Annotated in this window: 21 protein-coding genes and 1 pseudogene; 8 read left to right on the top strand and 14 right to left on the bottom strand. The window is 64.2% G+C overall.

All coding sequences use genetic code 11. The features are described 5' to 3' along the window. Positions 1-108: 108 nt before the first annotated feature. Positions 109-810: a transposase gene (locus IPF49_06090; protein ID MBK6287201.1), complete on the bottom strand. Its 702-nt coding sequence runs from the start codon at positions 808-810 to the stop codon at positions 109-111. Positions 811-1,085: 275 nt separating this feature from the next. Between IPF49_06090 and IPF49_06095 the strand changes: the two genes are divergently transcribed. Then, positions 1,086-1,226: a hypothetical protein gene (locus IPF49_06095; protein MBK6287202.1), complete on the top strand. Its 141-nt coding sequence runs from the start codon at positions 1,086-1,088 to the stop codon at positions 1,224-1,226. 33 nt (positions 1,227-1,259) lie between these two features. Here the strand turns inward: IPF49_06095 and IPF49_06100 are convergent, their stop codons facing one another. The 5 genes from IPF49_06100 to IPF49_06120 form a co-directional block, all read right to left on the bottom strand. After that, positions 1,260-2,390: an acyl-CoA/acyl-ACP dehydrogenase gene (locus tag IPF49_06100; protein ID MBK6287203.1), complete on the bottom strand. Its 1,131-nt coding sequence runs from the start codon at positions 2,388-2,390 to the stop codon at positions 1,260-1,262. A gap of 55 nt (positions 2,391-2,445) precedes the next feature. Further along, a complete protein-coding gene (locus IPF49_06105; protein ID MBK6287204.1) occupies positions 2,446-3,681 on the bottom strand; it encodes an acyl-CoA dehydrogenase family protein in 1,236 nt (411 codons plus the stop codon). Positions 3,682-3,797: 116 nt separating this feature from the next. Continuing rightward, the gene (locus IPF49_06110; protein ID MBK6287205.1) at positions 3,798-4,130 is read right to left on the bottom strand and encodes a hypothetical protein; all 333 of its coding nucleotides are present in this window, start codon (positions 4,128-4,130) and stop codon (positions 3,798-3,800) included. An 83-nt stretch (positions 4,131-4,213) separates the two neighbouring features. Beyond that, on the bottom strand, positions 4,214-4,915 hold the full coding sequence (locus IPF49_06115; protein MBK6287206.1) for an SDR family oxidoreductase: 702 nt from the start codon (positions 4,913-4,915) through the stop codon (positions 4,214-4,216). Then, complete coding sequence (locus IPF49_06120) at positions 4,912-5,409, bottom strand: 6-carboxytetrahydropterin synthase (GenBank protein MBK6287207.1); 498 nt, start codon at positions 5,407-5,409, stop codon at positions 4,912-4,914. The genes IPF49_06115 and IPF49_06120 overlap by 4 nt, the downstream gene beginning before the upstream one ends. Before the next feature lie 212 nt (positions 5,410-5,621). Here IPF49_06120 and IPF49_06125 point away from each other — a divergent pair, with 212 nt between their 5' ends. Further along, positions 5,622-7,388, top strand: coding sequence for a lyase (locus IPF49_06125; GenBank protein MBK6287208.1), 1,767 nt, complete (start codon positions 5,622-5,624; stop codon positions 7,386-7,388). A gap of 84 nt (positions 7,389-7,472) precedes the next feature. After that, positions 7,473-8,450 carry an NADPH:quinone oxidoreductase family protein gene (locus tag IPF49_06130; GenBank protein MBK6287209.1) on the top strand — a complete coding sequence of 326 codons (978 nt, stop codon included), beginning with the start codon at positions 7,473-7,475 and terminating at the stop codon, positions 8,448-8,450. Positions 8,451-8,464: 14 nt separating this feature from the next. Here the strand turns inward: IPF49_06130 and IPF49_06135 are convergent, their stop codons facing one another. The 3 genes from IPF49_06135 to IPF49_06145 all read right to left on the bottom strand — a co-directional run bounded on the left by IPF49_06135 (position 8,465) and on the right by IPF49_06145 (position 11,393). Beyond that, complete coding sequence (locus tag IPF49_06135) at positions 8,465-9,121, bottom strand: CoA transferase subunit B (GenBank protein MBK6287210.1); 657 nt, start codon at positions 9,119-9,121, stop codon at positions 8,465-8,467. A 3-nt stretch (positions 9,122-9,124) separates the two neighbouring features. Then, positions 9,125-9,835, bottom strand: coding sequence for a CoA transferase subunit A (locus IPF49_06140; GenBank protein ID MBK6287211.1), 711 nt, complete (start codon positions 9,833-9,835; stop codon positions 9,125-9,127). A gap of 64 nt (positions 9,836-9,899) precedes the next feature. After that, positions 9,900-11,393: an acyl-CoA synthetase gene (locus tag IPF49_06145; protein ID MBK6287212.1), complete on the bottom strand. Its 1,494-nt coding sequence runs from the start codon at positions 11,391-11,393 to the stop codon at positions 9,900-9,902. 98 nt (positions 11,394-11,491) lie between these two features. Between IPF49_06145 and IPF49_06150 the strand changes: the two genes are divergently transcribed. Further along, positions 11,492-12,553 carry an alcohol dehydrogenase catalytic domain-containing protein gene (locus IPF49_06150; protein ID MBK6287213.1) on the top strand — a complete coding sequence of 354 codons (1,062 nt, stop codon included), beginning with the start codon at positions 11,492-11,494 and terminating at the stop codon, positions 12,551-12,553. Continuing rightward, entirely contained in the window at positions 12,550-13,989 is a 1,440-nt protein-coding gene (pyk, locus tag IPF49_06155; protein MBK6287214.1) for a pyruvate kinase, read from the top strand. The genes IPF49_06150 and pyk overlap by 4 nt, the downstream gene beginning before the upstream one ends. A 50-nt stretch (positions 13,990-14,039) precedes the next feature. On the opposite strand, the gene IPF49_06160 is transcribed toward pyk, so the two are convergent. The 4 genes and pseudogenes from IPF49_06160 to IPF49_06175 form a co-directional block, all read right to left on the bottom strand. After that, a complete protein-coding gene (locus tag IPF49_06160; protein MBK6287215.1) occupies positions 14,040-15,152 on the bottom strand; it encodes a nitronate monooxygenase in 1,113 nt (370 codons plus the stop codon). 206 nt (positions 15,153-15,358) lie between these two features. Next, positions 15,359-16,516 (bottom strand): thiolase domain-containing protein, encoded by a 1,158-nt coding sequence (locus tag IPF49_06165; protein MBK6287216.1) that lies wholly within the window; start codon positions 16,514-16,516, stop codon positions 15,359-15,361. Between the two features lie 2 nt (positions 16,517-16,518). Next, entirely contained in the window at positions 16,519-17,571 is a 1,053-nt protein-coding gene (locus tag IPF49_06170; protein ID MBK6287217.1) for a thiolase domain-containing protein, read from the bottom strand. Between the two features lie 3 nt (positions 17,572-17,574). Then, positions 17,575-18,499, bottom strand: a pseudogene (locus IPF49_06175) (OB-fold domain-containing protein). A gap of 204 nt (positions 18,500-18,703) precedes the next feature. Between IPF49_06175 and IPF49_06180 the strand changes: the two are divergent. Continuing rightward, on the top strand, positions 18,704-19,804 hold the full coding sequence (locus tag IPF49_06180; GenBank protein ID MBK6287218.1) for an NAD-dependent epimerase/dehydratase family protein: 1,101 nt from the start codon (positions 18,704-18,706) through the stop codon (positions 19,802-19,804). A gap of 324 nt (positions 19,805-20,128) precedes the next feature. Then, the gene (locus IPF49_06185) at positions 20,129-22,843 is read left to right on the top strand and encodes a TonB-dependent receptor (protein ID MBK6287219.1); all 2,715 of its coding nucleotides are present in this window, start codon (positions 20,129-20,131) and stop codon (positions 22,841-22,843) included. 133 nt (positions 22,844-22,976) lie between these two features. Here the strand turns inward: IPF49_06185 and IPF49_06190 are convergent, their stop codons facing one another. Then, positions 22,977-24,473 (bottom strand): KamA family radical SAM protein, encoded by a 1,497-nt coding sequence (locus IPF49_06190; GenBank protein MBK6287220.1) that lies wholly within the window; start codon positions 24,471-24,473, stop codon positions 22,977-22,979. Positions 24,474-24,672: 199 nt separating this feature from the next. On the opposite strand from IPF49_06190, the gene IPF49_06195 reads away from it, so the two are divergent. Next, positions 24,673-25,098, top strand: a complete 426-nt coding sequence (locus IPF49_06195; GenBank protein ID MBK6287221.1) for an Lrp/AsnC family transcriptional regulator — start codon at positions 24,673-24,675, stop codon at positions 25,096-25,098. Positions 25,099-25,109 lie beyond the last annotated feature (11 nt).

Here is a 25,109-nt window from a genome sequence, read left to right on the forward strand (position 1 = left end):
GCTTCGACTGGAACGTGGCTGGACAGAATAACCCACCCGCACAAACCCGCCAAGCAAATTTAAATGGGGTCAGAGTCATTTAATTTGTCTTCTCGTCAACTCATCAAATTAAATGGGGTCAGAGTCCTTTCTGAAAGGACGCCCACGACGCTTGGGCCGCAGGCGCCGCCCGCTCCCGGGGCTCAATCGCTCGAGGAACTCGCTCGAACCCAGCGCCCAGCTCCGCACGCAGGCCTCGGTAATGCGCCGGGTCTCCTGCGGATCGGCGCCTTGCGCCAGCAGGTCGCGATAGGCCGCCTCACGTTCGAACGGCGTATTGCCGAGCGACCAGTACAGCGGGTGATCCGTCACCAGCGGGTCGTTGCCCTGTCCCAGGTGGTGTCGTGCGCTGGACCACGGATAGGCAGCCGCCTCGCCGCACAGTCCGGCGCGCACCGGATTGAGCTCGATATAACGCATGCAGGCCAGCAGGTAGCCGTCGGATTCGATCAGGCTCGAGCGGAACCGCCCTTCCCACAAGGTACCGCTGCGCGCATGCTTGCGATTGAACCAGCCCACGTAGTTGCGCCCGAGCGTCTGCATCATCCGCGAGAGCCCCCCGGCGCTCGCCGGAGTAGCCAGCAGGTGCACGTGATTGCCCATCAGCACATAAGCATGTATCGCCACCTCGCAGCGAGCGGCGGCTTCGCCAAGCAATGCCCGGTAGCGCTGGTAGTCTTCCGGGTCTTTGAAGATGGGCACGCGGTTGTTGCCGCGCTGGATCAGGTGGTGGGGGTAGCCGGCGATGGCCAGCCGGGACATGCGCGCCATGTGAATCGATACCCGAAGCTGTCGAGGACCCAGTATAAGCACTTGCGGACCGTCGACCGCGAGCAAATGCGCAACGCCTCGCGGGTAACCACTGCTGTGCAAATTTCAAGGCGCTGCGCGCTTTTCGTCGCGAAACACGATGCATCTCAAGTATTTGCACCGAATACCGATCTTTTTGCCGCTTTAGAATAAAAATTCTACGAATCACACCCAATCTGTGTCGCAGGGACAGGTAATTGCACCAGCCCCGAACAACTGAACCAAGGAGGTATCAGATGTTTTCGCAGATAGTAGGGGGGATCACCCTGAGTATTCTGGCCATGATCGCCATCGATGACTTCATCCGCAACAGCGGCAAGGAAACCGGACCGATCGCCAAGCGCAACGCGTTGAAGGCCGAACACGCCGACGACTGATCGCACCATCGTTCTCGGTGCCGCGGGCTGCACTCAGCCCAGCAACAGGGCGGCGAGGCGCCCGCGGTGATAGCCGGCGTCGCCAAACAACATCTGGTTGTGCAACTGGCGCTTGAAATACAGATGCACGAAGCACTCCCAGGTAAATCCGATGCCGCCGTGGAACTGGACCGAACGGCTCGAGGCATAAGCGGCGGCGTCGCTGGCCGCGGCCTTGGCCATATGCGCCGCCCGCGCCGCGTACGCCGGCTGATGATCGACCGTGCAGGCCGCGTTGTAGACATGTGAGCGCGCCTGGTCGATCTGGATCATCACGTTCACCAGCGGGTGCTTCACGGCCTGAAAGAAACCCAGCGCGTGCTCGAACTGCTGGCGCACCTTGGCATACTCGACCGTGGCCTGCAGCTGCCATTCGGCGGCACCGCACATATCCGCCGCCAGCACGCTGAACAGCGCCGGTTCCGCCTTGGTGATCGCGGCCAGCGCCGTACCGGGTGCCGCCAGTACCCGCTCCGCGCGTACGTTCTCGAGGCGGATATGCGCCTGGTCGCGGGTCAGATCCACAATCGAATCCGCGGTGATGGTCACGCCATCGGCTTGCGCGCGCACCAGGTACAGCCCGCAGCCTTGCGCGCCGCGTGCCTTGACGACCAGCAAATCCGCCTTGGCCGCATCCTGGACGTAGAAGGCGCTGCCATCGAGCCGGCCATCGCACTCCCGTACTCCGGCCACCTCGTCGTTCCACCCACCGCGGTCATTGGTGATCACCAGCGTTGCGGTCGCGCCGGCGCCAATTTCGGCCAGCGTGGTATCGGCATCCGCGCTCGCACAGGCATCCAGCACGTAGGTCGCATGAATCGTCGCCAGCAGCGGCGAGGGAAACGCGGCACGGCCCGCCTCCTCGACCAGCGCCGCCACCGCGACACAGGACATGCCGATACCACCGGCCCGTTCGGGTACCGCCAGCGCGGTCCAGCCAAGCTCGGTGAGCTGTGCCCACAAATCGCGATCCCACAGGCATTCGGGGCTGCGGTTGGGCTCGGGATCGCCAGCGACCAGGCGGTGCAGCCGATCGGTCGGGAAATTTGTCCGGAAAAATTTGCGCGCGGCATCGCGCAACATCAGCTCTTCCGCGCCGAATCCGAAATCCTTTGGCATGCTCATGCGGTACCTTCAAACCAATTGTGTGGGGTGACGAGCGGGGTGGACAGGGCGCGGGCTACTTGGACTTGGCAAGTCCGAGCACCCGCTCGCCGAGAATATTGCGCTGCACCTCGCTGGTGCCGGCCGCAATCGTCATGCCGAAGGAGTTCATGTACGCGAGAGGCCAGCGCCCGGCCTGCGGTGCGTTCGGGTCGGCGAGATACAACGAGGCCGCCGCCCCCTCGATCTCCAGAGCCAGCGCGGCGATGTCCTGCGAGATCTCGCTGATCACCAGTTTCCACTGCAGCGGAATGCGCATCGGATCATCCGTGAGCCCGGGAACGCGCGCCCGTTTCTGGTTCAGTTTGAAGCCCTCCTCGCGAATGAGCAGTTGCATCAGTCGATCGCGGATCAAAGGATCGTCGGCGGCACACTGCCCGTTGCGATGGCATTCGCGGGCGAGCCCGATCAACGCCTGGGCCATGCCGGAATCCTGCGCTTCGGCGCGCCGTCCGCCCGACTGCGGCGTCACCAGCGGACCGGCGCCGCGCTCGTGCAGCAGCGTGGTCATGGCCACCTGCCAGCCCTTGCCGACTTCATCGAGACGCATGCTGTCGTCGATCTCGAGATCCTCGAACAGCACTTCGTTGAAGCCGGTTTCGCCGGTGATCTTGATCAGCGGACGCACGGTCACGCCCTTGCCGAGCGCGCCACGGATCGGCACCACGAAATAACTGAGCCCATCGTAGCGGTGCACCTTGTCGGTGCGCACGAGGATGATCATCCAGCTCGCGAAGTGCGCCAGCGAGGTCCATACCTTGTGGCCATTGATGAGCCATTTGTCGCCGCGTCGCTCGGCAAAGGTCTGCACACTGGCGAGATCGGAGCCCGCGCCCGGTTCGCTGAAACCCTGGCACCAGATCTCCTCACCCGACAGCAATGCCGGCAACAGTTGCCGTTTGAGCGGCTCCTGCGCGTGGTGATAGATGGTCGGAGCAGCCATGCCGAGACCGATCACATTGGGAAAATACGGCGTGCCAACGCGCTGCATCTCCTCGTTGGCGATGCGCTGGCAATCGTTGCGTCCACCGCCACCGTATTCCCGCGGGTAATCGCAGCCGACCAAGCCGGCCTCGTAAGCGGCTTTCTGCCAGGCGCAAAGATAGTCGAGTTGCTCCGTGGTCATGATCTCGAGTGGGGATTGCGGCAGCCGCACCGGTGCCGGTGCCGGCTGGTTGTGCTGCAGCCATTGCTGGCAGTGGGCACGGAACTCGGCCTGTTCAGGGCTATCCTTGCGGGCGGAATCGGACATGCGGAAATCCTGTAAAAACATGAATCGCGCCGCAGGGCGCAATCAGGGCGGCGTGATCAGCCAGAAGCCGAAGGCGCACCACCCGGGCGGTGCGCCTCCAGCGAGCTCGAGCTCGCTCAGCGGGCCTTGAAGGCCTTGACCGCGGCGTTGAACTGGTCGCCCACGCCGGTCATCTCGTCCACCGCGGCGTTGTAGGTGGAGAGACGCGCGTCCTTGAACTCGGGCAGTTCATCAGCTCCAGCCGCCACTCCTTCCGCATCCAGGCACTCGAGATAGGCATTGGAACTGGCGATATAGCTCTTGACCGCCTGCTGACCGGCAATCATCTCCTGCTCGGTGGCGCTGGCTCCATCCGGAATCGCAGGCGCAGCCTCCTTGCTGCACTCGGCGAAGGCGATCGGAGTCATCAGGGGAGCAAGCAATATCGCAGCAAGAAGGTATTTTTTCATCGTGGTCTCCACGGGGTTATCGGTTTGCGCCGTTGATCGGCCGGCAGAATCTATCCGACCTGCGCAATTCCCACAACCCGCATTCAGTGCTCCACCTGGCCGAGGTTGGCGTGAATGACCGCGCCGTTGATCACCGGGTTCTCGGCACAGAACAGGATGGTTCGCGCCACTTCCCCGGGCTCGATCAGGCGACCAAAGGTCACGCCACGAGCCAGTGCGCCAAGAATCCCGGCATCCTGACCGACATGGGCACGGAGCATTTCGGTGTCGGTAAAGCCCGGACACACGCACGCCGTGTGAATCCCGCGACCGGCCAGGTCCTGGCAGGTCGCGCGCATCAGCCCCAGCAGCGCGTGTTTCGAGACCACGTAGGCGCAGGAGCCCGCGACCGCCTTCTCCCCCAGCGTCGAGCCGACATACACGATGGCCGAACCGCTGCCCATGCGTGGCAACAGGATACGGTTCAGCTGCTGGGGCGCCACCACGTTGATCTGTAGCACGCGGGCAAGCCGGGTGCCGTCGAGGTCCTCGACGCGGTCCTTGCTGAGCCAGGCCGCATTGTGCACGACCACCAGCTGCGCGCTGTCGCCAAGCGCGGCGAGCACGGCCGGTGCATGCAGCTCCGCCCACCCGGGCTCGGCCATGTCCACGCTCAACTGGATCGCACCCGGTAGCGGAATTGCGCTGCGCGAGAGGTTCACGATCCGGTAACCGTTCGCAGCGAAAAGCTCCGCGGTGGCGAGACCGATGCCCTTGCTGCCACCCGTCACCACCAGGGTCCTCATGCCGCGGCCCTCTTCCAGCGGCAAGAACCCCACTGCCCGGGTCCGGAGGACACCTTGATGCTCACCTCGCGGATATCGTGCCCCATGATCAGGTCGCGATCCTCGAGCAGCCGCTCGAGGAGGTAGCGCGCATACTCCTCGACCGTGGCATTGCGCACCGGCAACAGCAAGGTATCGGCCTTCAGGAAAAACATCTCCTCGCCATTGAACTCCACGCGGTACTGGAGACCCTGCTCGCTGATCCGCAAATGCGGCGAGTCCAGCGACAGCAACATGTACTCATCCAGTGTCTCGCACAGCTGCTCGAGCTTGTCCTTGAAGATGCGGTAGCTGAAGCACATGCCGTTATCGCCCACGGGCGCCGTCAGGCGCGCCGCAACCTTGAAATTGTGGCCGTGCAGGCGCTCGCGTTCGGTCGCGGAAAATATGGTGAAATGGGCCGCGGAAAACTTGAGGTATTCCTTGGCGAGTTCGATGGTCGTCAATTGCTCCAACACAACCTCCTTGGTGCAACGGGGCGCCCGGGCACTATACCCGTTTGCGCTGCGCTTCTCGTGCCATATCTTGTTTTACGTTGCCGGTGACCCGCTCGGATCATCGATCTCGCCGACTGCTGCGCGCGGCGACGGTTTGCATCCACCAAGGCAAGCAGGCACCATCCGCAGCCGGATGCCGCGGGTGCGGCCAGTGATTGCAGGACATTTTCATGACCAGATTCTCGGTCTTCTGGCTGGTACTCGCGGGTATCTGTGCGCTCGATGCGACGGCGGCCGAGCTCATCGTGCGTGACACCCGCGGCATGCCACTGTCCGGGGCGATGGTCAGTCGCAGTTTTGTGCCGGGCGAGCCCGCCGACACTTCCGACAACGGCTACCCGGCCCCCGGGATGCGCAATATCGCGCGCCCCGAGACTACCCGTTTTACGGACCAGGCGGGCTCCGTGCGCTTCGAGGACAGCGCGGAACTGGTGAACCTGCGGGTCCGCAAACCCGGTTATCGCGACCAGCGGATCTCCGCGATTCGCGGCGACGAGCAACCCGAACTGATCCTGGAAGCGGAAACGGATCCCCAAAAGCTTGCCGACTCCAAGCCCGCCAACCTGTGGCTGAGCCTGCTCGATTTCGACGGCAATGAAGCCGACCGCGAGCATTTCCTGCTCCACTGCGGATTCTGCCACCAGCAGGCCTCGCCGTTCATGCGCCGGGATCGCTCCGCGCGCGAATGGATCGAGACGATCGATCGCATGAACCGTTACGGCGCGCAAAGTGCCCACGATTTTCGCGAGCCGCTGGCGCAGTATCTCCACGATCGCTACCGCCAGCTTGGCAAGCAACCGGACCTGGTACCCGATTTCGAGGCATGGGACAAGGACCTCGCAGCGGTGGAAATCACCGAGTGGGCGATCGGCGACTCGCTGTCGCAGATGCACGACTTCATTCTCCATCCCAACGGCATGGTCTATGTCGGTGACAATCTGATGGACCGGCTCTACGAGATCGATCCGCTGTCGGGCGAGTATCGCGTATACAAGGTTCCGCACGCACCAGGTGACGCGCTCGGTGGCATTCTCGGCAACCGCTTTGCCGGCGGCTACCCGAAGGTCGACAATTATTTCGGCGTGCACTCGTTTGCGCTTTCGCCACGCGATGGACACCTGTTCATCACTCCCTCCATGCGTCGCTCGCTGCTCGAGTTCGATCCGGTGAGCAAGCAGTTCACGGAGTGGAAGATGGACGGCGGTTTCTACCCGCACACGGTGCGCATCGACCAGCAGGACCGCGTCTGGTTTAGCCTGGCACTGAGTTCGCGGGTGGCGATGTTCGACCGCTCCAGCCGCCGGTTCAGTTACTACGATCTCCCGCCGCGCGGACTGAAGGAGCGGCTGATCCTGTGGATCGCCCAGTGGCGCCTCGGCAGCGGCAAGACCCGGACACCGCCCGAATACGACCGCGACAACAATGGCTTCCCGATGCCTTACGGCATCGATATCGCGCCCGACGGAACGGTATGGGTGGCACGCCTCTATGCCAACGATATCGCGCGCATCGACCCGGCCACCGGCAAGGTGCAGATGATCCCGACCCCCTTCACGGGACCGCGACGACTGCGCTGCGACGCGCAGGGAAACCCGTGGATCGTGGGTTTTTCCTCGGGCCTGATCGCCCGCTACAACGTCGCGGCGGGCAACTTCGACCGCTGGCCACTGCCGGTACGCAGCGAAACGCCCTACTCCCTGAACGTCGATCGCGAGCGCAACCTGGTGTGGGTAAATGGCAACCAGTCCGATACCATCCTGCGCTTTGATATAGCCAGCGAATCGTGGAAAATCTATCCACTCAGCCGTTACCGCAGCTTCACCCGCGATATCGAGATCGACGACGAAGGCAGCGTTTTCACCAGCAACTCGAATTTTCCCGGCTGGCAGATCGAGGATGGCAAGCCGACCCTGATCCGGATCCGGGAAACGCGTTGACGGGATTTCGTGGAATTTCGTGACAGGAAATTTCGTGACAGCAGACTCATTCGCGGCAAATCAATTCAAGTCACGAGAACCCATATGCGCGCCATTGTCTGCACGGAATACGGAACGCCCGACACACTCGAGCTGCAGGAGATTCAGGATCCTGTTCCCGGGCCCGAGCAGGTGCTGGTGAGGATTCATGCGGCCGGGGTGAATTTTGTCGATAGTCTGCTGATCTCCGGGCGTTACCAGATAAAGATACCGCCGCCGTTCGTGCCGGGCGGTGACCTGGCAGGCACCGTGCTGGAGGTGGGCAGCGCCGTCACCGCCTTCGCGCCCGGCGACCGGGTGCTCGCGAGCCCCGGCATCGGTGCGTTTGCACAACGCATTGCCTTGCCCGCCGCATCCCTGGTGAAGATCCCCGACACGATGGATTTCGCCGCCGCGGCGGTATTCCTTCAGGCGCATGCCACGGCCTGGTTCGCCCTGCACGATCGCGGCAGCGCCCGCCGCAACGAGACGCTTCTCGTGCTCGGTGCCGCCGGCGGCACCGGCGGCGCCGCGATTCAGGTCGCGAAAGCGGCGGGGCTGAAAGTGATAGCGGCGGCCTCGAGCCCGGAAAAGCTCGCCGCATGCGGTGAACTCGGCGCGGATTTCCTGATCGACTATGCGCAGCAGGACCTGCGCGCCGAACTCAAGCGCATCACCGCGGGCCGTGGCGTAGACCTGGTGTTCGACCCGGTCGGCGGCGCACATGCGCTGCTCGCGTTGCGTTCCATGGCCGAAAACGGCCGCTACCTGGTGATCGGCTTTGCCAGCGGCGAGATACCCTCGCTACCCTTCAACCTGCCCTTGCTCAAGAGCTGTCAGGTGGTAGGGGTCGACTGGGGCGGTTTCGCGGGTCGGCATCCGCAGCGCGCAGACGGCATCGTGCGCGAGGTACTGGCGCTGTCTGCCACCGGGCTCATCAGGGAGCCGCCGATCACCCGCTATGCGCTGGAGCGTACCGGCGAGGCCATCGGCGAGCTGGCCGCGCGACGGGCCATCGGGAAATGCGTCATCGAGATCGGATAGCGCTCAGGCCCGGTTCAGAAACTCATTTCCGGCACCGGTGCGGGTACCATCAGGCGTCCGCCGGTCAGGGCGCGGATTTCCTCGACGCTGACACCCGGCGCGCGTTCCTTCAGCACGAACGCACCGTCGGCGATTTCCAGGTAGGCAAGATCGGTCAGCACCCGGTGGATGCAGCCCTTGCCGGTCAGAGGCAGCGTGCACTTCTCCAGCAGCTTCGAATTTCCTGCCTTGTCGGCATGGGTCATGATCACGATGATGTTGCGCGCGGCGGCAACGAGGTCCATCGCGCCGCCCATACCCTTGACCAGTTTGCCAGGCACCATCCACGAGGCGATATCCCCGTTGACATCGACCTCGAACGCGCCGAGCACGGTCAGGTCAACATGGCCGCCGCGGATCATCGCAAAGGATTCCGCGGAGGAAAAGATCGCCGCTCCGGTGACTGCCGTCACGGTCTGCTTGCCGGCATTGATCATGTCGGCATCGACCTCGTCCTCGTACGGAAACGGCCCCATGCCGAGCAGCCCGTTTTCCGATTGCAGCATCACCCTGACACCCTCGGGTATGTAGTTCGCCACCAGCGTCGGAATGCCGATGCCGAGATTCACGTAATAGCCGTCGTGCAGTTCGCGCGCGACCCGCGTGGCCATCTGTTCGCGTGTCAGTGCCATCGCTCAGACTCCCTTGCCGGCGCGCACGGTGCGCTGTTCGATACGTTTTTCGAAATGTCCCTGAATGATGCGATTGACGTAGATTCCGGGGGTGTGGATCTGGCTCGGCTCGAGCGCTCCGGGCTCCACGATCTCCTCCACTTCCAGCACCGTGACCTTGCCCGCGGTGGCAGCCATCGGATTGAAGTTCTGCGCGGTGTGGCGATAGATCGCGTTGCCATAACGATCAGCCTTCCACGCGCGCACGATCGCGAAATCACCGGTGATCGCCTGCTCGAGGATGTAGTGGCGACCATTGAACTCGCGCACCTCCTTGCCCTCGCCCACCGGCGTGCCGTATCCGGTGGCGGTATAGAACGCCGGGATGCCGGCGCCGCCGGCGCGCATCTTTTCCGCCAGCGTACCCTGCGGCGTCAGCTCCACTTCGAGCTCGCCGCTCAGGTACTGCTTCTCGAACAGTTTGTTCTCCCCGACATAGGAGGAAATCATTTTCCTTACCTGGCGGTCCTCGAGCAGGATGCCGAGTCCGAAGCCATCGACACCGCAGTTGTTCGACACCACGGTCAGCTCGCGCACGCCCATCCTGCGGATCTGCGCGATCAGCCCTTCCGGGATACCGCAGAGGCCAAAGCCTCCGGCCAGCACCGTCATGCCATCGCACAGACCGGCCAGCGCCTCGTCGTATGAATTCACCACCTTGTCGAAACCGGACATCGCCTCCCATCCTCCCGCTCGTATATCACACGCCCCGGAAAATCAGGGCGCATATTGCCACGTATCATGCATCGGCACCGAACAGTTCCCTGAGTCCGGGCTTGAGCACCTTGCCCATCGCGTTGCGCGGCAACGCGCCGAGCGTGCGCAGGCGCCGCGGTTGCTTGTAGGCCGAGAGGCGCTCCGCGCACCAGCGCTGCAGTTCCTCGAGTTCCAGCGTGGCATTCACCCGCAGCACCGCTGCGACCGCGACCACCTCGCCCCAGGTCGGATCCTCCAGCCCGAATACCGCGCATTCGGCGATCTTCGGGTGCGCGAGCAGCACGTTCTCGATTTCGAGTGCCGAGAGCTTGTAGCCCGCGGACTTGATGATGTCGACCGATTGGCGGCCCATGATGCGGTAGTAACCTTGCTCGCGAACGGCAACGTCGCCGGTGCGAAACCAGCCATCCACAAAAGCCTGCGCGCTCGCCTGCGGGTTGTCCCAGTATTCGGCAAACACCCCCGGGCCACGCACCTGTATCTCGCCCGGCAGATCCTCACCCGCGATCGGCTCGCCCCGTTCCGACACCAGGCGCACAGCGACACCCGGCAGCGGCCGGCCGACGCTGCCGGGGCGGCGCTCGCCGTGCAGCGGATTGGACAGCGCCATGCCGATCTCGGTCATGCCGTAACGTTCCAGCAGGCGCTGGCCGGTGAGTTCCTGCCAGCGCGCATGGATGTTCGCGGGCAGCGCCGCCGAGCCCGAAACCATCAGGCGCATGCGGCCAAATGCCGCGCAGCTTGCCTGCCGCTGCGCTTCGTCCATGGTCTCGAGGGCCTGGATCAACCGCACATAGATCGTCGGCACGGCCATGAAGACGCTGTAGGCATGCTCACGCACGCGCTCCAGGATCCGTTCCTGCGCGAATCCGTCGAAGGGCTCCACGCAGGCGCCGCTCCACAAGGCACAGCCGAGCACGTTGATGATGCCGTGCACGTGGTGCAAGGGCAGGAACAGCGGGATGCAATCCCCGGGCTGCCATTCCCAGGCGCGCACCAGGGTCTCGATCTGGGCGCGGATCATGCCATGTGTGGTCACCACGCCCTTGGGTTTGCTGGTGGTGCCGCTGGTGAACACGATCATCGCCCGCCGTGCGGGGTCGATATCCGGAAAGCTCCGCGCCCCGGCATCGACAGTCATATCAAGCACGATGCAATGCGCGGCACTGCTGGCCGCCGCATCCATCAGCGCCGCGCCGGGCACCCGCGCGCACAGTACCCTGCGCACGCCCGCGGTCTGCAGCACATGCTGCAATTCCGGAGTCGTTGCCGCGTGGTTCAGCGGTACCGCAACCGCGCCCGCACGCCAGATTCCCCACTGCAACGCCGTGTAATCAACGCCGGCCGCAGCGGTGAACGCGATCCGCTCCCCGGCCAGATCGTGCCCGCCGTCGAGCAGCTGGCCGGCAATTGCGCCGCTGCGGCGCACCAGTTCACGGTAGTCGATCGCGCCGGGGCCGGCACGGAAAGCAATGCGCGTGTCGTGTCCCTGTGCCCGTCGCAGGAATTCGTTCATCGTCAATGGTCGCGCTATAAAGTAGAGCGCCATATACTCACTTGGCCCGGGTCAGGTCAATGACCGCGCGCGCGAACACCCACTGAAATCAGGAGTTGATGATGAAAGCCTATGCCTACACCGGCGCCTTGCAACCGTTCAGCCTGCGCGAACTGCCGACTCCCCGGCCGAGCGCCCACCAGGTGCTGGTGCGCACCCGCTATTGCGGGGTATGTCATTCCGACGTGCACCTGCATGAGGGCAAGTTCGACCTCGGCGAAGGCCAGAGCCTGGATCTGCCCTTCGAGGACGGTGCGATCTTCGGCCACGAGATCTACGGCGAGGTCGCGCAGATCGGCGAGTCGGTCAGCAGCGTGCGCCCGGGCGACAAGGTCATCGTCTATCCGTGGGTGGGATGCGGCAGTTGCGAACTCTGCAACAGCGGGCGCGAGTACATCTGTCCGGCCGGGCTGATGCTCGGTGGCGGCGCCAATCCAGGTGGCTTCGGCGATCATGTGCTGGTGCCGCACGAGCGCTATCTCGCCGATGCCGCGGGCATCGCGCCGGAGCAGGCCGGATCGCTGGCCTGTTCCGGACTCACCAGTTTCAGCGCCATCAAACGCATACCCGCGCTCGGCCCGCACAGCAAGGTGGTACTGATCGGCATGGGCGGTCTCGGCATGATGGGGCTCAGCGTCCTCCACGGCGTGCACGGCGTGACGCCTATCGTGGTGGATGTGGACGATGCGAAGCTCGCCGCCGCAAGCGCGGCCGGCGCCGGCGCCGTGGTGAATGCACACGCCCCCGACGCCCTGATGAAGATCATGGAGCTGACCGGTGGCGGTGCGGATGCGGCCATCGATTTCGTCGGCTCCGAGCACACCGCCCCGCTCGGCTTTCACGCGCTCAGGACCGGCGGCAAGCTGGTGATGGTCGGGCTGTTCGGCGGCACGCTGAAAGTGCCGCTGGCCCTGATCGCGATGCAGGTCAAGACGATCGAGGGGTCGAATGTCGGCAGCCTGGCAAACTTTCAGGAGCTGGTAGCGCTGGCGCGCGCCGGCAAGATGCCGCCGATTCCGGTGAGTGTGCGTCCGGCACACCAGGCAAACGAGGTGCTCGACGATCTGCGTCACGGCCGGGTGCTGGGCCGCGCGGTGCTGCAACATGAGCAACCGGCGTGAGCCTCAGGCGACGCACCAAGATCGTCGCCACGCTCGGCCCTGCCAGCAGTTCCGAAAAGATCATCGGCGCGCTGATCGAGGCCGGCGTGGATGTGTTCCGGCTGAATTTTTCCCATGGCAGCACGGACGATCATCGGGCGCGCGCCGCGCTGGTACGCGGACTGGCATCCCGCGCCGGCCACGAGGTGGCGCTGCTCGGCGATCTGCAGGGCCCGAAGATCCGCATCCGCTGTTTCCGCGAGGGAGCGGCGGAGCTCATCGAGGGCGCAAGCTTCGTGCTCGACTGCGCGCTGCCCGATGGCGACGGCGATCATGAACGGGTCGGTTGCGATCTGCCGAGCCTTCCCGAGAGTGTGACGGCCGGCGATGTGCTGATCCTCGATGACGGGCGCATCAGCCTCGAAGTGCTCGCGGTGCATGGCACCCGGGTCGAATGCCGGGTACGGATGGGCGGGCGGCTGTCGAATCGCAAGGGCCTGAACCGTCTCGGTGGCGGACTCTCGGCCCCCTCGCTGACCGAACGCGACCGCGAAGACATTCGCGACGCCGCGGAAATCGGACTCGACTACATGGCGGTCTCGTTTCCGCTGTGCGCCGAGGACATTCACCACGCACGCCGCCTGGTGCAGGCAAGCGGCAGCCAGGCGCGCATCATCGCCAAGATCGAGCGCGCGGAAGTGGTGCACGACGAGCAGATTCTCGATGCGATGATCGCGGCCTCCGATGGCATCATGGTGGCGCGCGGCGACCTCGGGGTCGAGGTCGGCGATGCGGCGCTGATCGGCATCCAGAAGCAGTTGATACTCAAGGCGCGGCGCATGGACCGCCTGGTCATCACCGCGACCCAGATGATGGAGTCAATGGTGCAGAGTCCGATCCCGACCCGCGCCGAGGTGTTCGACGTGGCCAACGCGGTGCTCGACGGCACCGACGCGGTGATGCTGTCGGCGGAGACCGCCAGCGGGCGCTTTCCGGTGGAGACCGTGAAGGCAATGGCATCGACCTGCCTCGGCGCCGAGACCTATCCCGATCTCCGGCGCTCGCAACACCGCGTGGAGCGTGAGTTCAGCCGCGTCGACGAGACCGTGGCGATGGCCGCGGTCTATGCCGCGAATCACCTCGAGCGCGTGGCCGGCATGGTGTGTCTCACGGAGTCGGGAACCACCGCTCTGCGCATGTCACGGCTGAGCTCCGGCCTGCCGATCTTCGCGCTCAGCCGCCATCCGGAAATCGTGCGGCGCATGTGCCTGTACCGCGGCGTGCAACCACTGCTGTTCGATTACACCCGCTACCCGGCGGCCGAAGTGGGCCAAGTCGCGGTCACCGAAATGCAAAACCGTGGTCTGGTGCAGGGGGGCGACAGGGTGATCCTGACCCGGGGTGATCTGCTCGGGGTCGGCGGATCGACCACGACCCTGAAAATCATCGAGGTCTGAGGCGCACGCCACACTTGTCATGACAACGCCCGACGCAGCAAGCACAGCCATCACTCATGCAAATTGGCATGCATTCGCTCCACGGTATCGGCATACCCTTCCATCAATTCGTACATGATCGTCCGGCAGGCTTTCTCCTGGTTCAGCTGCCCCACCACCTGGCCGACAGGGTAAAAAGCCAACTCCTTATCCTGAGCACGATCAATGCGATGATTGGCCTCCATTACCAGCATGCCTTGCAACGGCATTGGCAGAAAGCCAGGACAATCCGGCTCATTCCAGGCCTCGGTCCACTTTGATTTCAGCATGCGCGCGGGCTTCCCCGAGAGCATGCGAGTCCTGACAGTGTCCTCGGAACTCGCATCGATCAACCTGGATTTCTGCAGCGGCGCGACTTCGGATTCCGGCGATGTCAACCAGATCGAGCCACACCAAACACCCTGGGCTCCCAACGCCATGGCAGCCGCCACCTGCCGACCCGAGCCAATACCGCCCGCAGCCAATACCGGAAGCGGCGCGACAGCGTCAACGACTTGGGGAACGAGTACCATGGTGGTGACGTCGCCCGTATGGCCACCCGCTTCGTGGCCCTGGGCAATAATGAAATCGACGCCCCCCGCCTTGTGCGCCAATGCATGCTTCAGTCGTCCGGCCAGCGCGCCCACCAGAATACCCTTCGCCTTGCACTCGGCCATGATGTCAGCGGGAGGCGTACCCAGGGCATTGACCATCACCTTGCAATTTGAGTGCTTGAATCCCTCCTCGAGCGAGGCTCGAGCGATGGCGTGCTGCCAGCCAATTTGATCGCCTGAGATACCGTGGCCACTTTTGCCATCCGCCTCTTCTGGCATGGGCGGAATGTTGTAACGCTGCATCACTTGTTCTACCCAGGCCTTGTGCTGCTCCGGAATAAGGCTAGCGAGATCCGATACGCCCTGTGCAAGATCTGTCACTGGCATGATCACATCAATTCCGTAAGGGTGATCACCAATACGATCGTCGATCCAGTCCAACTCCGCCTTTAGCTGTGTCGGGGTAAAACCTGCCACGCCAAGTACACCAATACCGCCGGCTTTTGATACCTCGACGACGACGTCCCGGCAATGCGTAAATGCAAATATCGGCACATCGATCCCAAGCTGTTTGCAAATCCCGGTTTTCATGATTTGTCACCTTCCCATGTCGTAACAGGCGCTTTTCTGGCAACGCGAACCGATGCTCGCACAGACAATGAAGGTTGACGCGTAACGGCTGAAGAGTCACTTCCCCTGCCGCGGAGCAATTGACGGGCGAGGGCGCCGGAGAACGGTTCGCTCGTGCGCGGGGGCGCTCCTGCGGGGCGCTGTGCCGCAGCTTCAGGTGCCGGCCATCAGGGTTTGTCGGAACTGACCGCCCACATCGCGTAGTAGGAATGCGCGCCGCCGAACGCATGACCGATCGCCAGCCGTGCCCCCTCGACCTGGTGCTCACCGGCCATGCCGCGCACCTGCAATGCCGCTTCGCCGAAACGCAGCATCCCCGAGGCACCGATCGGGTTCGATGACAACACGCCACCCGAGGCGTTGATCGGGATATCGCCGACGAGCGAGGTCGCACCCGACTCGGTCAGTTTCCAGCCCTCGCCTTTGTCGCAGATACCGAGCGTTTCGAGATACATCGGCTCGTACCAGCTGAACGGTACATAGAGTTCCGCCACATCGATCTGCTTGCGCGGGTTGGTGATTCCGGCCTTGGCGTACACGTCCCTGGCGCAGGAGATCAACGAGGCGGGGTGCATATGATCCTTGCCCGCAATCATTGTGCCGTCGGCGCGCGTCGAGGTGCCGAGAATCCAGGCCGGCTTGTTCGGCGAGCGCGCGGCGTGCTGTTCGTCGGCAAGCACCAGGGCGCAGGCGCCATCGGAGGACGGACAGCTCTCGAGAAAATGCAGGGGGTCCCACAGCATCGGCGACTGCTGCACCATCTCGACCGTGATATCCGGCAGATGCAGATGCGCATAGGGATTCTTGCACGCGTTCAGGCGATCCTTCACCGCCACCATGCAGCCGATGTGCCCGGGCACATCGTAGCGGTCGATGTACTGGCGCATGTACGGCGCGAAAAAACCGCCCGCGCCGGCATTCACGTGCGGCACGAACGGCATCCGTGGCGACAATGCCCAGGTCGCATTCGATTCCGACTGCTTTTCGAAGCTCACCGTCAGCACGCGCCTGAAAGCACCGCTCTGCACATGACTCGCGGCGACGACCGCGGTGGAACCGCCGACGCTGCCCGCGGTGTGCACCCGCAGCACCGGCTTGCCGTTGCCACCCAGCGCGTCCGTCAGATACAGTTCGGGCATCACCACGCCCTCGAACATGTCCGGCGCCTTGCCGAGAATCAGCGCATCGATATCGTTCCAGCTGCAGCCCGCGTCCTCGAGTGCCCGCTCGGCCGCTTGCCGCACCAGGCCCGCGATGGACACCTCCTTGTGCTTCGATTTGTGCTTGGTCTGGCCGACCCCGACTACCGCTACCCGATTTCCCATGCTCAAGCCTCCAGTACGGCGACGAGGTTCTGTTGCAGACACGGACCCGAGCTTGCGTGGGCAACCCCGCGACTGGCCTTGCCGCTGATGATCCGCTCGGCCACGTAACCGATACGGTCCAGGCCGGCCGCCATCATGGTGTTGGCGGCGAGCGCTCCGCCCGAGAGGTTCACCGGCACGCTCGCATCGAGCCCCAGTTCGCGCCGCAGGATGATCTCCTGGTGGCTGAACGGTGCATGCAGCTCCGCGATATCGACCTTTGAGCGCCCGACGCCGGCGTTCTCGCCCGCCATCCGCGTCGAGGGCGAGCGACACAGATCACGGGCGCCGAACACCCCGGTCTCCATCCGATGATCGATGCCACGTATCCAGGCCGGGCGCTGGCAATGGCGCTCGGCGGCTTCGCGCGAGGCAATGATCATCGCCGAGGCGCCGTCGGTGATCGGGGCGCAATCGTGGCGCCGCAACGGCGCAACGAAGCTCGGCTCGGCGAGAAGCTGCTCGACGCTAAAGCTGCCGGAAAGCTGGGCGCGCGGATTGTCACGCGCATGGGCGCGACTGCGCACGACCACTTGCGCCATGTCGCGCTCGCTGATGCTGCCGCTGTCGAGCAGCAGGCGTGCCTGCAACGCGGCAAGGCTGATCGAATCCGGCCACAACGGCACGTGGTAGTAGGGATCGAGCTGCAGCGTCATGACCGTGCGCAACTCGCCGGGGGACGATTTGCCAAAACCGTAGACCAGGCACACATCCGCCTCGCCGCTCCAGATCTTGAGCAGCGCTTCGTAGAGCGCCCAGGCCGCATCCATCTCGACATGCGACTCCTTGATCGGGGGCACCGTTGCGATGGCGCTCAGCCCTTCCACGAAGGCGAACGCGGCGCCCTGCAGATAATCGCAGCTCCCCGAGCAGGTGAAATCGATATCCTTCTGCTTCAGGCCCGCCTGCGCCATCACGTCGCGCACCACCGGCATGACCAGCTCGCTTTCATTGACCGCGCCGGCCGAGCGCCGCTGCGGGCCCTGTACATAAGCTATGACTGCCGCCTCACGCATGACTCAGGCTCCCTCGATGGGCTTGAAATAGGTGATATTCTCGAAGGTGTAGCCCCACTCCTCGCGCGGCTTCCAGTGCGCCCGCACCGGCATCCCGACACGCACCTTGTCGGTCTCCAGCTCGCTTACCAGGTGCAGACAGGCGATGTCGGCGCCATCGAGCAAGATGTTCGCCGCGATGAATGGCGGCTTCAGCGGGTTGCCCGGCAGCGGGATATGGGTGATCGTGAAAGACTCGATGATTCCATGGTCAGAGACTTCGACTTCCTCGTCGGTGGGAACGCCGCAACGCGGGCAGGAACCGCGCGGCGGCACATAGACCTTGGCGCATTCCGGGCAACGCTGGCCGACGATCCTGCCCTCGCTGATACTGGCAAGGAAGCGCGTGAGTGCCGCGCCCGCGGTGAATTCGTACTGCAGGTAGATCGGCACCTCGATGCCGGTGACGGGTTGCTCGGCATTGCTCATTGGCGTGTTCTCCTCAGGCCGGCACGAAGCAGGCAATATCAGTGATCGAGCCGCGGCGTTCGGCCGCCCAGCGCACCTTGACCCTCATGCCGGTAGCCATCGCCGCCTCGTCGCCGGTATCCACCAGGTGCAGCATCGGCACATCGGCGCCGTCGAGGCGGATCAGGGCGAAGGCAAAAGGATGCTGCAGTACATGGTGCTTGGTCGGCTGTTTCACCCATGCCCAACTGGTGACGGTGCCACTCTCGCCGACGCTGACAAAGTCATCGAGCGCCGCGAAAGTCCGCGGATCGAACTCGACCGGCGGCACGATCACCGCCCCATCCGAACCGCGCACCCCCAGGATCCGCCCTTCACGCAGCGCGGTGAGGAAGCGTCCGATCACCGGGCCGGTCGAGCGCGTGTAGGTGTAACCCAGCTCGAAGGATTTGGTAAGGACTTCAGCCGTCGTCTCGCTCATCGTTCGCTCCACCGGGGTGCCCGCGCCCATGTTTCCGTGGATGAACCCGGTCAGCCCGACCAGCCCATCCGATGCCGGATCATTCCATATCGCGCAAGCGCCGACCATGACGTCAGGGAACGATTTTGGCTGACAAATCGATTCATTACCCGCAGCCGCCGAAAGCGCTATATTGCGGTGCGGGATCGACACGGGGAAAGCATCATGCAGGCACTGGTCATAGGCGGCACGGGTCCGACCGGACATCACATCGTCAACGGCCTGATTGCACGCGGTTATCGCGTCGCGATCCTCCACCGCGGCACCCATGAGGTCGACGAGATCCCGTCCGAGGTCATCCACCACCACCTCGACCCCTACGACCCCGCGGCGCTGGCCGGATTTTTTCACGACCGCCGTTTCGATCTGTGCATCGCCAGTTACGGGCGCCTGCGCACGATCGCAGCAGAGACCGTCGGCAAGGTGGGGCGGCTGATCTCCGCCGGTGGCGTGCCGGCCTACCGCGGCTACATGAATCCCGCGCTGTTCGAACCCGCCGGGCTGCCGGTACCGACCGCCGAAGATGCGGTCCGCGTAGGCCTGCCCGAGGAAGATGAAAAAGGCTGGCGCATCGTGCGCACCGAACAGGCCCTGTTCGAATTGCACCCCGAAGCGACGCATATCCGCTACCCGTATGTGTACGGTAAATACCAGCCATTTCCACGCGAGTGGTCGATCCTGCGCCGCCTGCTCGACCGCCGGCCGTTCATCATCCTGCCCGACGGCGGGCTGACGCTGATGCACATGGGCTATGCCGAAAACGTCGCGCACGGGGTGCTCCTGGCCGTCGACCGGCCGGAGAATGCACGCGGGCGGATCTACAACTGCGCCGACGAGGAAGTGCTCAGCCTGAGACAGATGACGGAGATCGCCGCGGCAACGCTGGGGCAAGCGATCGAGATCGTGTCGATGCCATGGGAGATTGCTCCCTGCACCCGACCGCTGGTCATGCAGCCACTCAGCACCCACCGGGTGCTCGATACGGCGCGGATCCGCACCGAGCTCGGCTATCGCGATGTGGTGCCCGCACGCGAGGCGCTGGCGCGCACGGTGCGCCTGCTCGCCGCCAGCCCGCCAGTGCCGGGCGGGGCCGAGGAAATGGTGCTCGAGGATCCGTTCGATTACGCCGCCGAGGACGCGCTGCGCGCGGCCTGGCAGCGCGCGCTCGAGACGATGCCGCAGGTGAGGTTCACCACCGAACCCGGCTACTCGATGTCCTACAGCGGCCCGGGAGGTCGCGCCCGGAGCAGCAGCGATTTCACCTGAGCAGCGCGGCTACAACGTGAAACGCCGCGCGACATTGCGATCAGGATCCACTCGGCCCGCAGTCGTTCCTGCCCCGGCGTCAGCACCCTTGCCTCCTCCTACGCGTGGACCGGCATCTGCACGCCCTACGTCAGCCGATGTACACAAGAGTTCGGCAAAGGGATACCTCTGGGTCCAGCTGCGCGGCTTTTGCGCCAAATTCACGCAATGCCACGGCCCGCCTCACTCCTGCCACAAGCCCCGCCCGCTTAAAGTCTGCGCGTCGCCCACCCGCTGGCGTTACAATGTTAATCGGTCCCGGATAATCATAGAGGAACAACACAGATGAGCCGTATCAAATTCCGCCGCAAGGCCCTTTATCTGAATATCGCCGCAACCATGCTGTTCACCAACGGCGTCAGCGCGCAGAACGATTTGACCCAGCTCGGCATCGAGGAGGTCGTGGTCACCGCGCAGAAGCGCGAGGAAAACGTGCAGGCGGTACCGATCTCGATCTCGACCCTGAGCGCGACGGACATCGAGCGCCGCGGCCTGCAGAACACGCAGGACCTGATCGGCACCATCCCGAACATGGGCGGCTTCCAGCCCCCGGGCGCGAAGGGCAACCTGGCCATTTCGCTGCGCGGCGTGAGCAGCGGCAGCCCCAGCAATCTGTCGATCGATACCGCCATCGCCGTCTATATCGACGGTTTCCTGCTCGGCAAGCAGATCGCCTCCGCGCTGGACGTGGCCGAACTCGAGCGCGTGGAAGTGCTGCGCGGCCCGCAGGGTACCCTGTACGGGCGCAACTCCACGGGCGGCGCGGTCAACTTCATCACCCGCAAGCCCACCGGCGAATTCGGCGGCAAGGTCACTGGCACCCTGGGCAGCGACAGCCTGTGGGGCGTGAGGGCCTCCGTGGACACCCCGACCCTGGGCACCGAGGGCGAAGGCGCGGGCACGCTGAAGGCCTCCTTCGGGGCGCAGACGCGCAAGCGCGACGGCCTCTACGACGAGGCTGCTTTCAACGACCAGGACTACGACGATCTCGACCGCCAGGCCTACCGCGCGGTACTGCGCTGGGAGCCGAGCGACGCGGTGACCTTCGACTACGCCTACGACAAGAGCGAACTGGACGAGAACAACACGATCGTCTCGGCCGTCGGCCTGCACCCGCTCGCGATCAATCCCGCGACCGGCGCCGAGACCAGTCGCCTGACGGCGCTGGACGGGTATATCGCAGCCGGTAACGCCGCCCTCAACTTCGGCGCCGGACCGCTGGCAGCCGCCGCATCTGATCCGACCTTCGGCCGCTGGCTCGACTCGGTGAAGCTGATGCGCGAGCAGTTTGGGAATCTCAACGATCCGGGCGACCGCCCCAACCGTGGCACGGCCGACGCCCATAGCGGCACCACGGCCGACGCGGAAGGCCACAGCCTGACCGTTGCTTGGAACTTCGACGACCTCGGCCCATTCGGCGCCGTGGAGTTCAAGTCGATGACCGGCTGGCGCGACGTCGACTCGCGCAACGTCGGCGACCTCGACGGCTTCGACAACACCATCGCCCCGGGTGGGGCCGGCGCGCTGAACGACACCGCGCTGGGAGCGATGTACTCGTTCTACTCAGCCCAAGCGCGATTCCCCGAGTCCTTCCTTTCGCTGCCGCGCCAATCCATGTCGAAGCTGTGGGGCCTCGTCGACCAATACGGCGGCGGCTTCTTCGTACAGGATGCCAGCTTCGGCTACGAGCAGTTCTCGCAGGAACTGCAGATGGTCGGTTCGACCGACCGATTGGAATACGCCATCGGCTTTTACTATTTCGAGGATGACGGCAGCTTCGACAACTACCGGCTCGCGGTGATGCCCTTCGGCCAGCCAGCGTCGACCGCATATGACAACGAGACCGAGGCGAACGCGTTCTATGCGCAGGCCACCTGGACGCCGCCTATCCTCGACGACAAGCTGGCGCTCACCTTGGGCTACCGTCACACCGAGGAGACCAAGGGCATAACGTATCGCTACCGCGACGACGGCTCGTCGAGCGGCAATGGCCTGATCATCCCGACGGCCTCCTGCACGGGAGTCAACCAGGGCTACCTGTGCATCAACCAGTCCTACACCGGCGAGGTCAAATACAACAGTCTGGTGAACGGCCAGGATGTCTACGGCAGCCAGTTCGACCAGGACTTCAGCAACGACTCCGGTTCGGCAACCCTGGCCTACCAGATCACCGACGACACCAACGTGTTCGTGCGCTGGTCCACGGGCTATCGCAGCGGCGGGTACAACGGCGAGATCTACAACGACCCGTTCGAGGAAGAGACGATCGAACAGTGGGAGCTCGGCGTGAAATCCGACGTCCTGCCCGGCACGCTGCGCCTCAACGCTTCGATCTTCAGCTTCACCTACGACGACATGCAGGTCAGCCAGATCGCGGCCGGCCCGGGCGGCGCAGCGACCTCCTTCATCGGCAACGCGGGCAAGGCGGAGCGCTGGGGTTCGGAGCTGGAGCTGCAGTGGTCGCCGCTCGACAACCTGCTGGTCGCGGCCAGCTGGGCGCACATGGACGGCGATTTCGAGGAATTCCCGGCCCACTGCGGCACCGGCGCCTATGCCAACGTCTGCCTCGAGACCAAGGACGACGCACTCCGCGCCCAATCCGCCGATGACCAGCTCTCGCTGGTCACCGACTGGGTGTTCGCCAGCACCGACTGGGCCGACTTCATGGCCCACGTCGAGGTGTTCTGGCAGGATGAGACCGCAGCCTCCGCGCTTTGGACCGACACCTACGCGGTTCGCGACGCATCGGGCGCCACGGTTGGCGCGTACCCCGTCGTCTACGAACCGATCATGATGGAGGACCGTGCGCTCGTGAATGCACGAGTCGGCATCGAGAACGTGGAGTTGTCGAACGGTACGCTGCGCGCGTCGATCTGGGGCCGCAATCTCACCGACGAGGAATACCGGACCTTCGGCATCCACTTCCCCGCCATCGGCCCGGAAACCGCGCAATACGGCGAACCCCTGACCTACGGCGTGGACGTGACTTACGAGTTCTGATCCCGGTCAGCAACGCTGCTTGATGTGAAGGGCCCCGCGGGGCCCTTTTTTTCGTCTCGATCAATCGTTCCCGGATCCGGCGCCCGGTTCGAGCGGGTTCGCGTGGATGCGGACCCGCCGCGCGACGTCCTGCTTATTGCACCGCTAGCCGGAGGTGGGACAGACCCGCGGCGGCGACCGCTTCGGCCATCATCGGCGCATGCTCGGCGGGACGCGCCCAGCGCTCGCGCCCTTCCCGCGGCAACAGCCCGACCGGATCGAAATACAGGTAGATCTTGTCGGCGCATACCGAGGGCGCCCGGTAGACGCTGATGCCGGTCACCGGGTTGTAATGATCGTGGCTGTGGATATCGCGCTTGCCGCCGCCGCCCGGGCAGTCGAGCACGAACAGCGGCGTGTTGAAGCCCGCGGTGCTGCCGCGCACCCTGCGCTCGATCTCGCAGGTTGCGCCGACCGTGGTGCGCATGTCCTCGACCTGCGACACCATATCGTGCTGGTACACGTAGTACGAGCTGACGTTCATGTAGCTCAGGCGCTTCACCAGCTCGGTCATGACGGGGGCGGAATCGTTCACGCCACGGATCATCACGCTCTGGTTGCGCACCGTGAGCCCTTCGCGGAACAGCAGGTCCATTGCCTCGCGCGTGATCGAGCTGATTTCCGTCGGGCTGTTGAAGTGGGTGTGCAGACAGACTTCCTTGGCAGCGGCACGGCCGCGGCGCGCCATGTCGAGCAGCGCATCGGTCCAGGCGTGATCGCTCAGGATCTTCATCGGCGACACCGCCGGACCCTTGGTCGCAATCCGGATACGGCGGATGTGCGGGATCGCCAGCAGCATCTTGCCGAGCGTCTCGAGATGGGCCGCCGGCAGCATGAAGGCATCGCCGCCGGAGACCACCACGTCCTCGATTTCCGGACGCGAGGCCAGGTAGGCGATCGCCGCGTGCCAGCGCGCGGTATTGGGCTTGAGGCGCGCCTTGCTGACGGTATCGGTGTCACCACCGATCGCGTAGCTGCGGGTGCAGAAACGGCAATAGACCGGGCACACATCGAGCGGCAGGAACAGTGCCTTGTCATGGTAGCGGTGGGTAAGCCCCGGGGTCGGCGAGTCGGCCTGTTCGTGCAGCGAATCGAGCGAGAGCCGCGGGTGATCCGGCAGCTGCGCGGAGGCGACCGGCACGAACTGGATCCGGATCGGGTCGGCATAGGGATTCTCCCAGTGGATCCGGCTGACCGTGTACGGCGAGAGGCGCAGGTTCATCGGCGCACGCTCGATGCCGGCACGCACATCCTCGAGGAACTCGCGCGAGACCAGCGATCCAAGCGCCTTCTCGAGCTGGTCGATGGCGGTGATGCTCTGCTTGTTCTGGAACTTGTAATCGAGGAAAGTCGCACGGCTCACCTCCCGGTAGGCGGGTACGCGACGCCAGAACTCGGTATCGTCGAAACCGCGATGGTGCAGCGCAGCCGGTTCGACCGCCGGTTTCAGCGACGCCGGTACCGGCGTGTTCTGCAAGGCCTGCAGTTCCTCGGGCAACTCGAGTGCATGCGGCAGGGAACGCACGGTCGCTGGGCCATCGCTCGCCAGCACGTTCCCGAGACCCGGATTCTCCAATATTGCAGTACCCATGATTCGCTCCTGAATTGACTTCTTGTACGTGCGTTCAGTATGTTGCGCGCCAGTTGCTCCGGCTGCTACGGCGACCCCTGAGCGGTACGCAGATACAAGACACTCTAGAGGAACCGGCTGGCATTCCGTATGATCAGAATAGACATTTTGCTATTATCAACTTATCTTTTTGATAGATTCACTTGGCATATTGATTAAAATGGATGAACTCGATACCCGCCTGCTCGAATTGCTGGAGGCCAACAGCCGCGCCAGCATCACCAGTCTGGCGCAGCAACTCGGCAGCGCCCGTGCCACGGTGCAGGAGCGCATGCAGCGTCTCGAGCGCAGCGGCACGCTGCGCGGATACACGATTCGCGTGGCGCCGGCCTACGAGAAGCAGCAGATTACCGCGCACGTGATGATCGCGGCCGATCCCAAGAAGCAGGCCATGCTCACCCGCGCCCTGCAAAAGATGCCGCGGGTACGCGCGCTGTATACCATCAGCGGTCAGTACGACCTGCTCGCGATGGTGCGCGAGAACAGTACCCAGGAGCTCGATGCCAGCATCGATGCGATCGGCGAACTCGACGGTGTCGAGCGCACCATCAGCTCGATCGTGCTCAGCACCAAGTTCGAGCGCTGAAGCCGCCCGAC

It is taken from the genome of Gammaproteobacteria bacterium (assembly GCA_016705365.1).
GTDB lineage: Bacteria > Pseudomonadota > Gammaproteobacteria > Pseudomonadales > UBA5518 > UBA5518.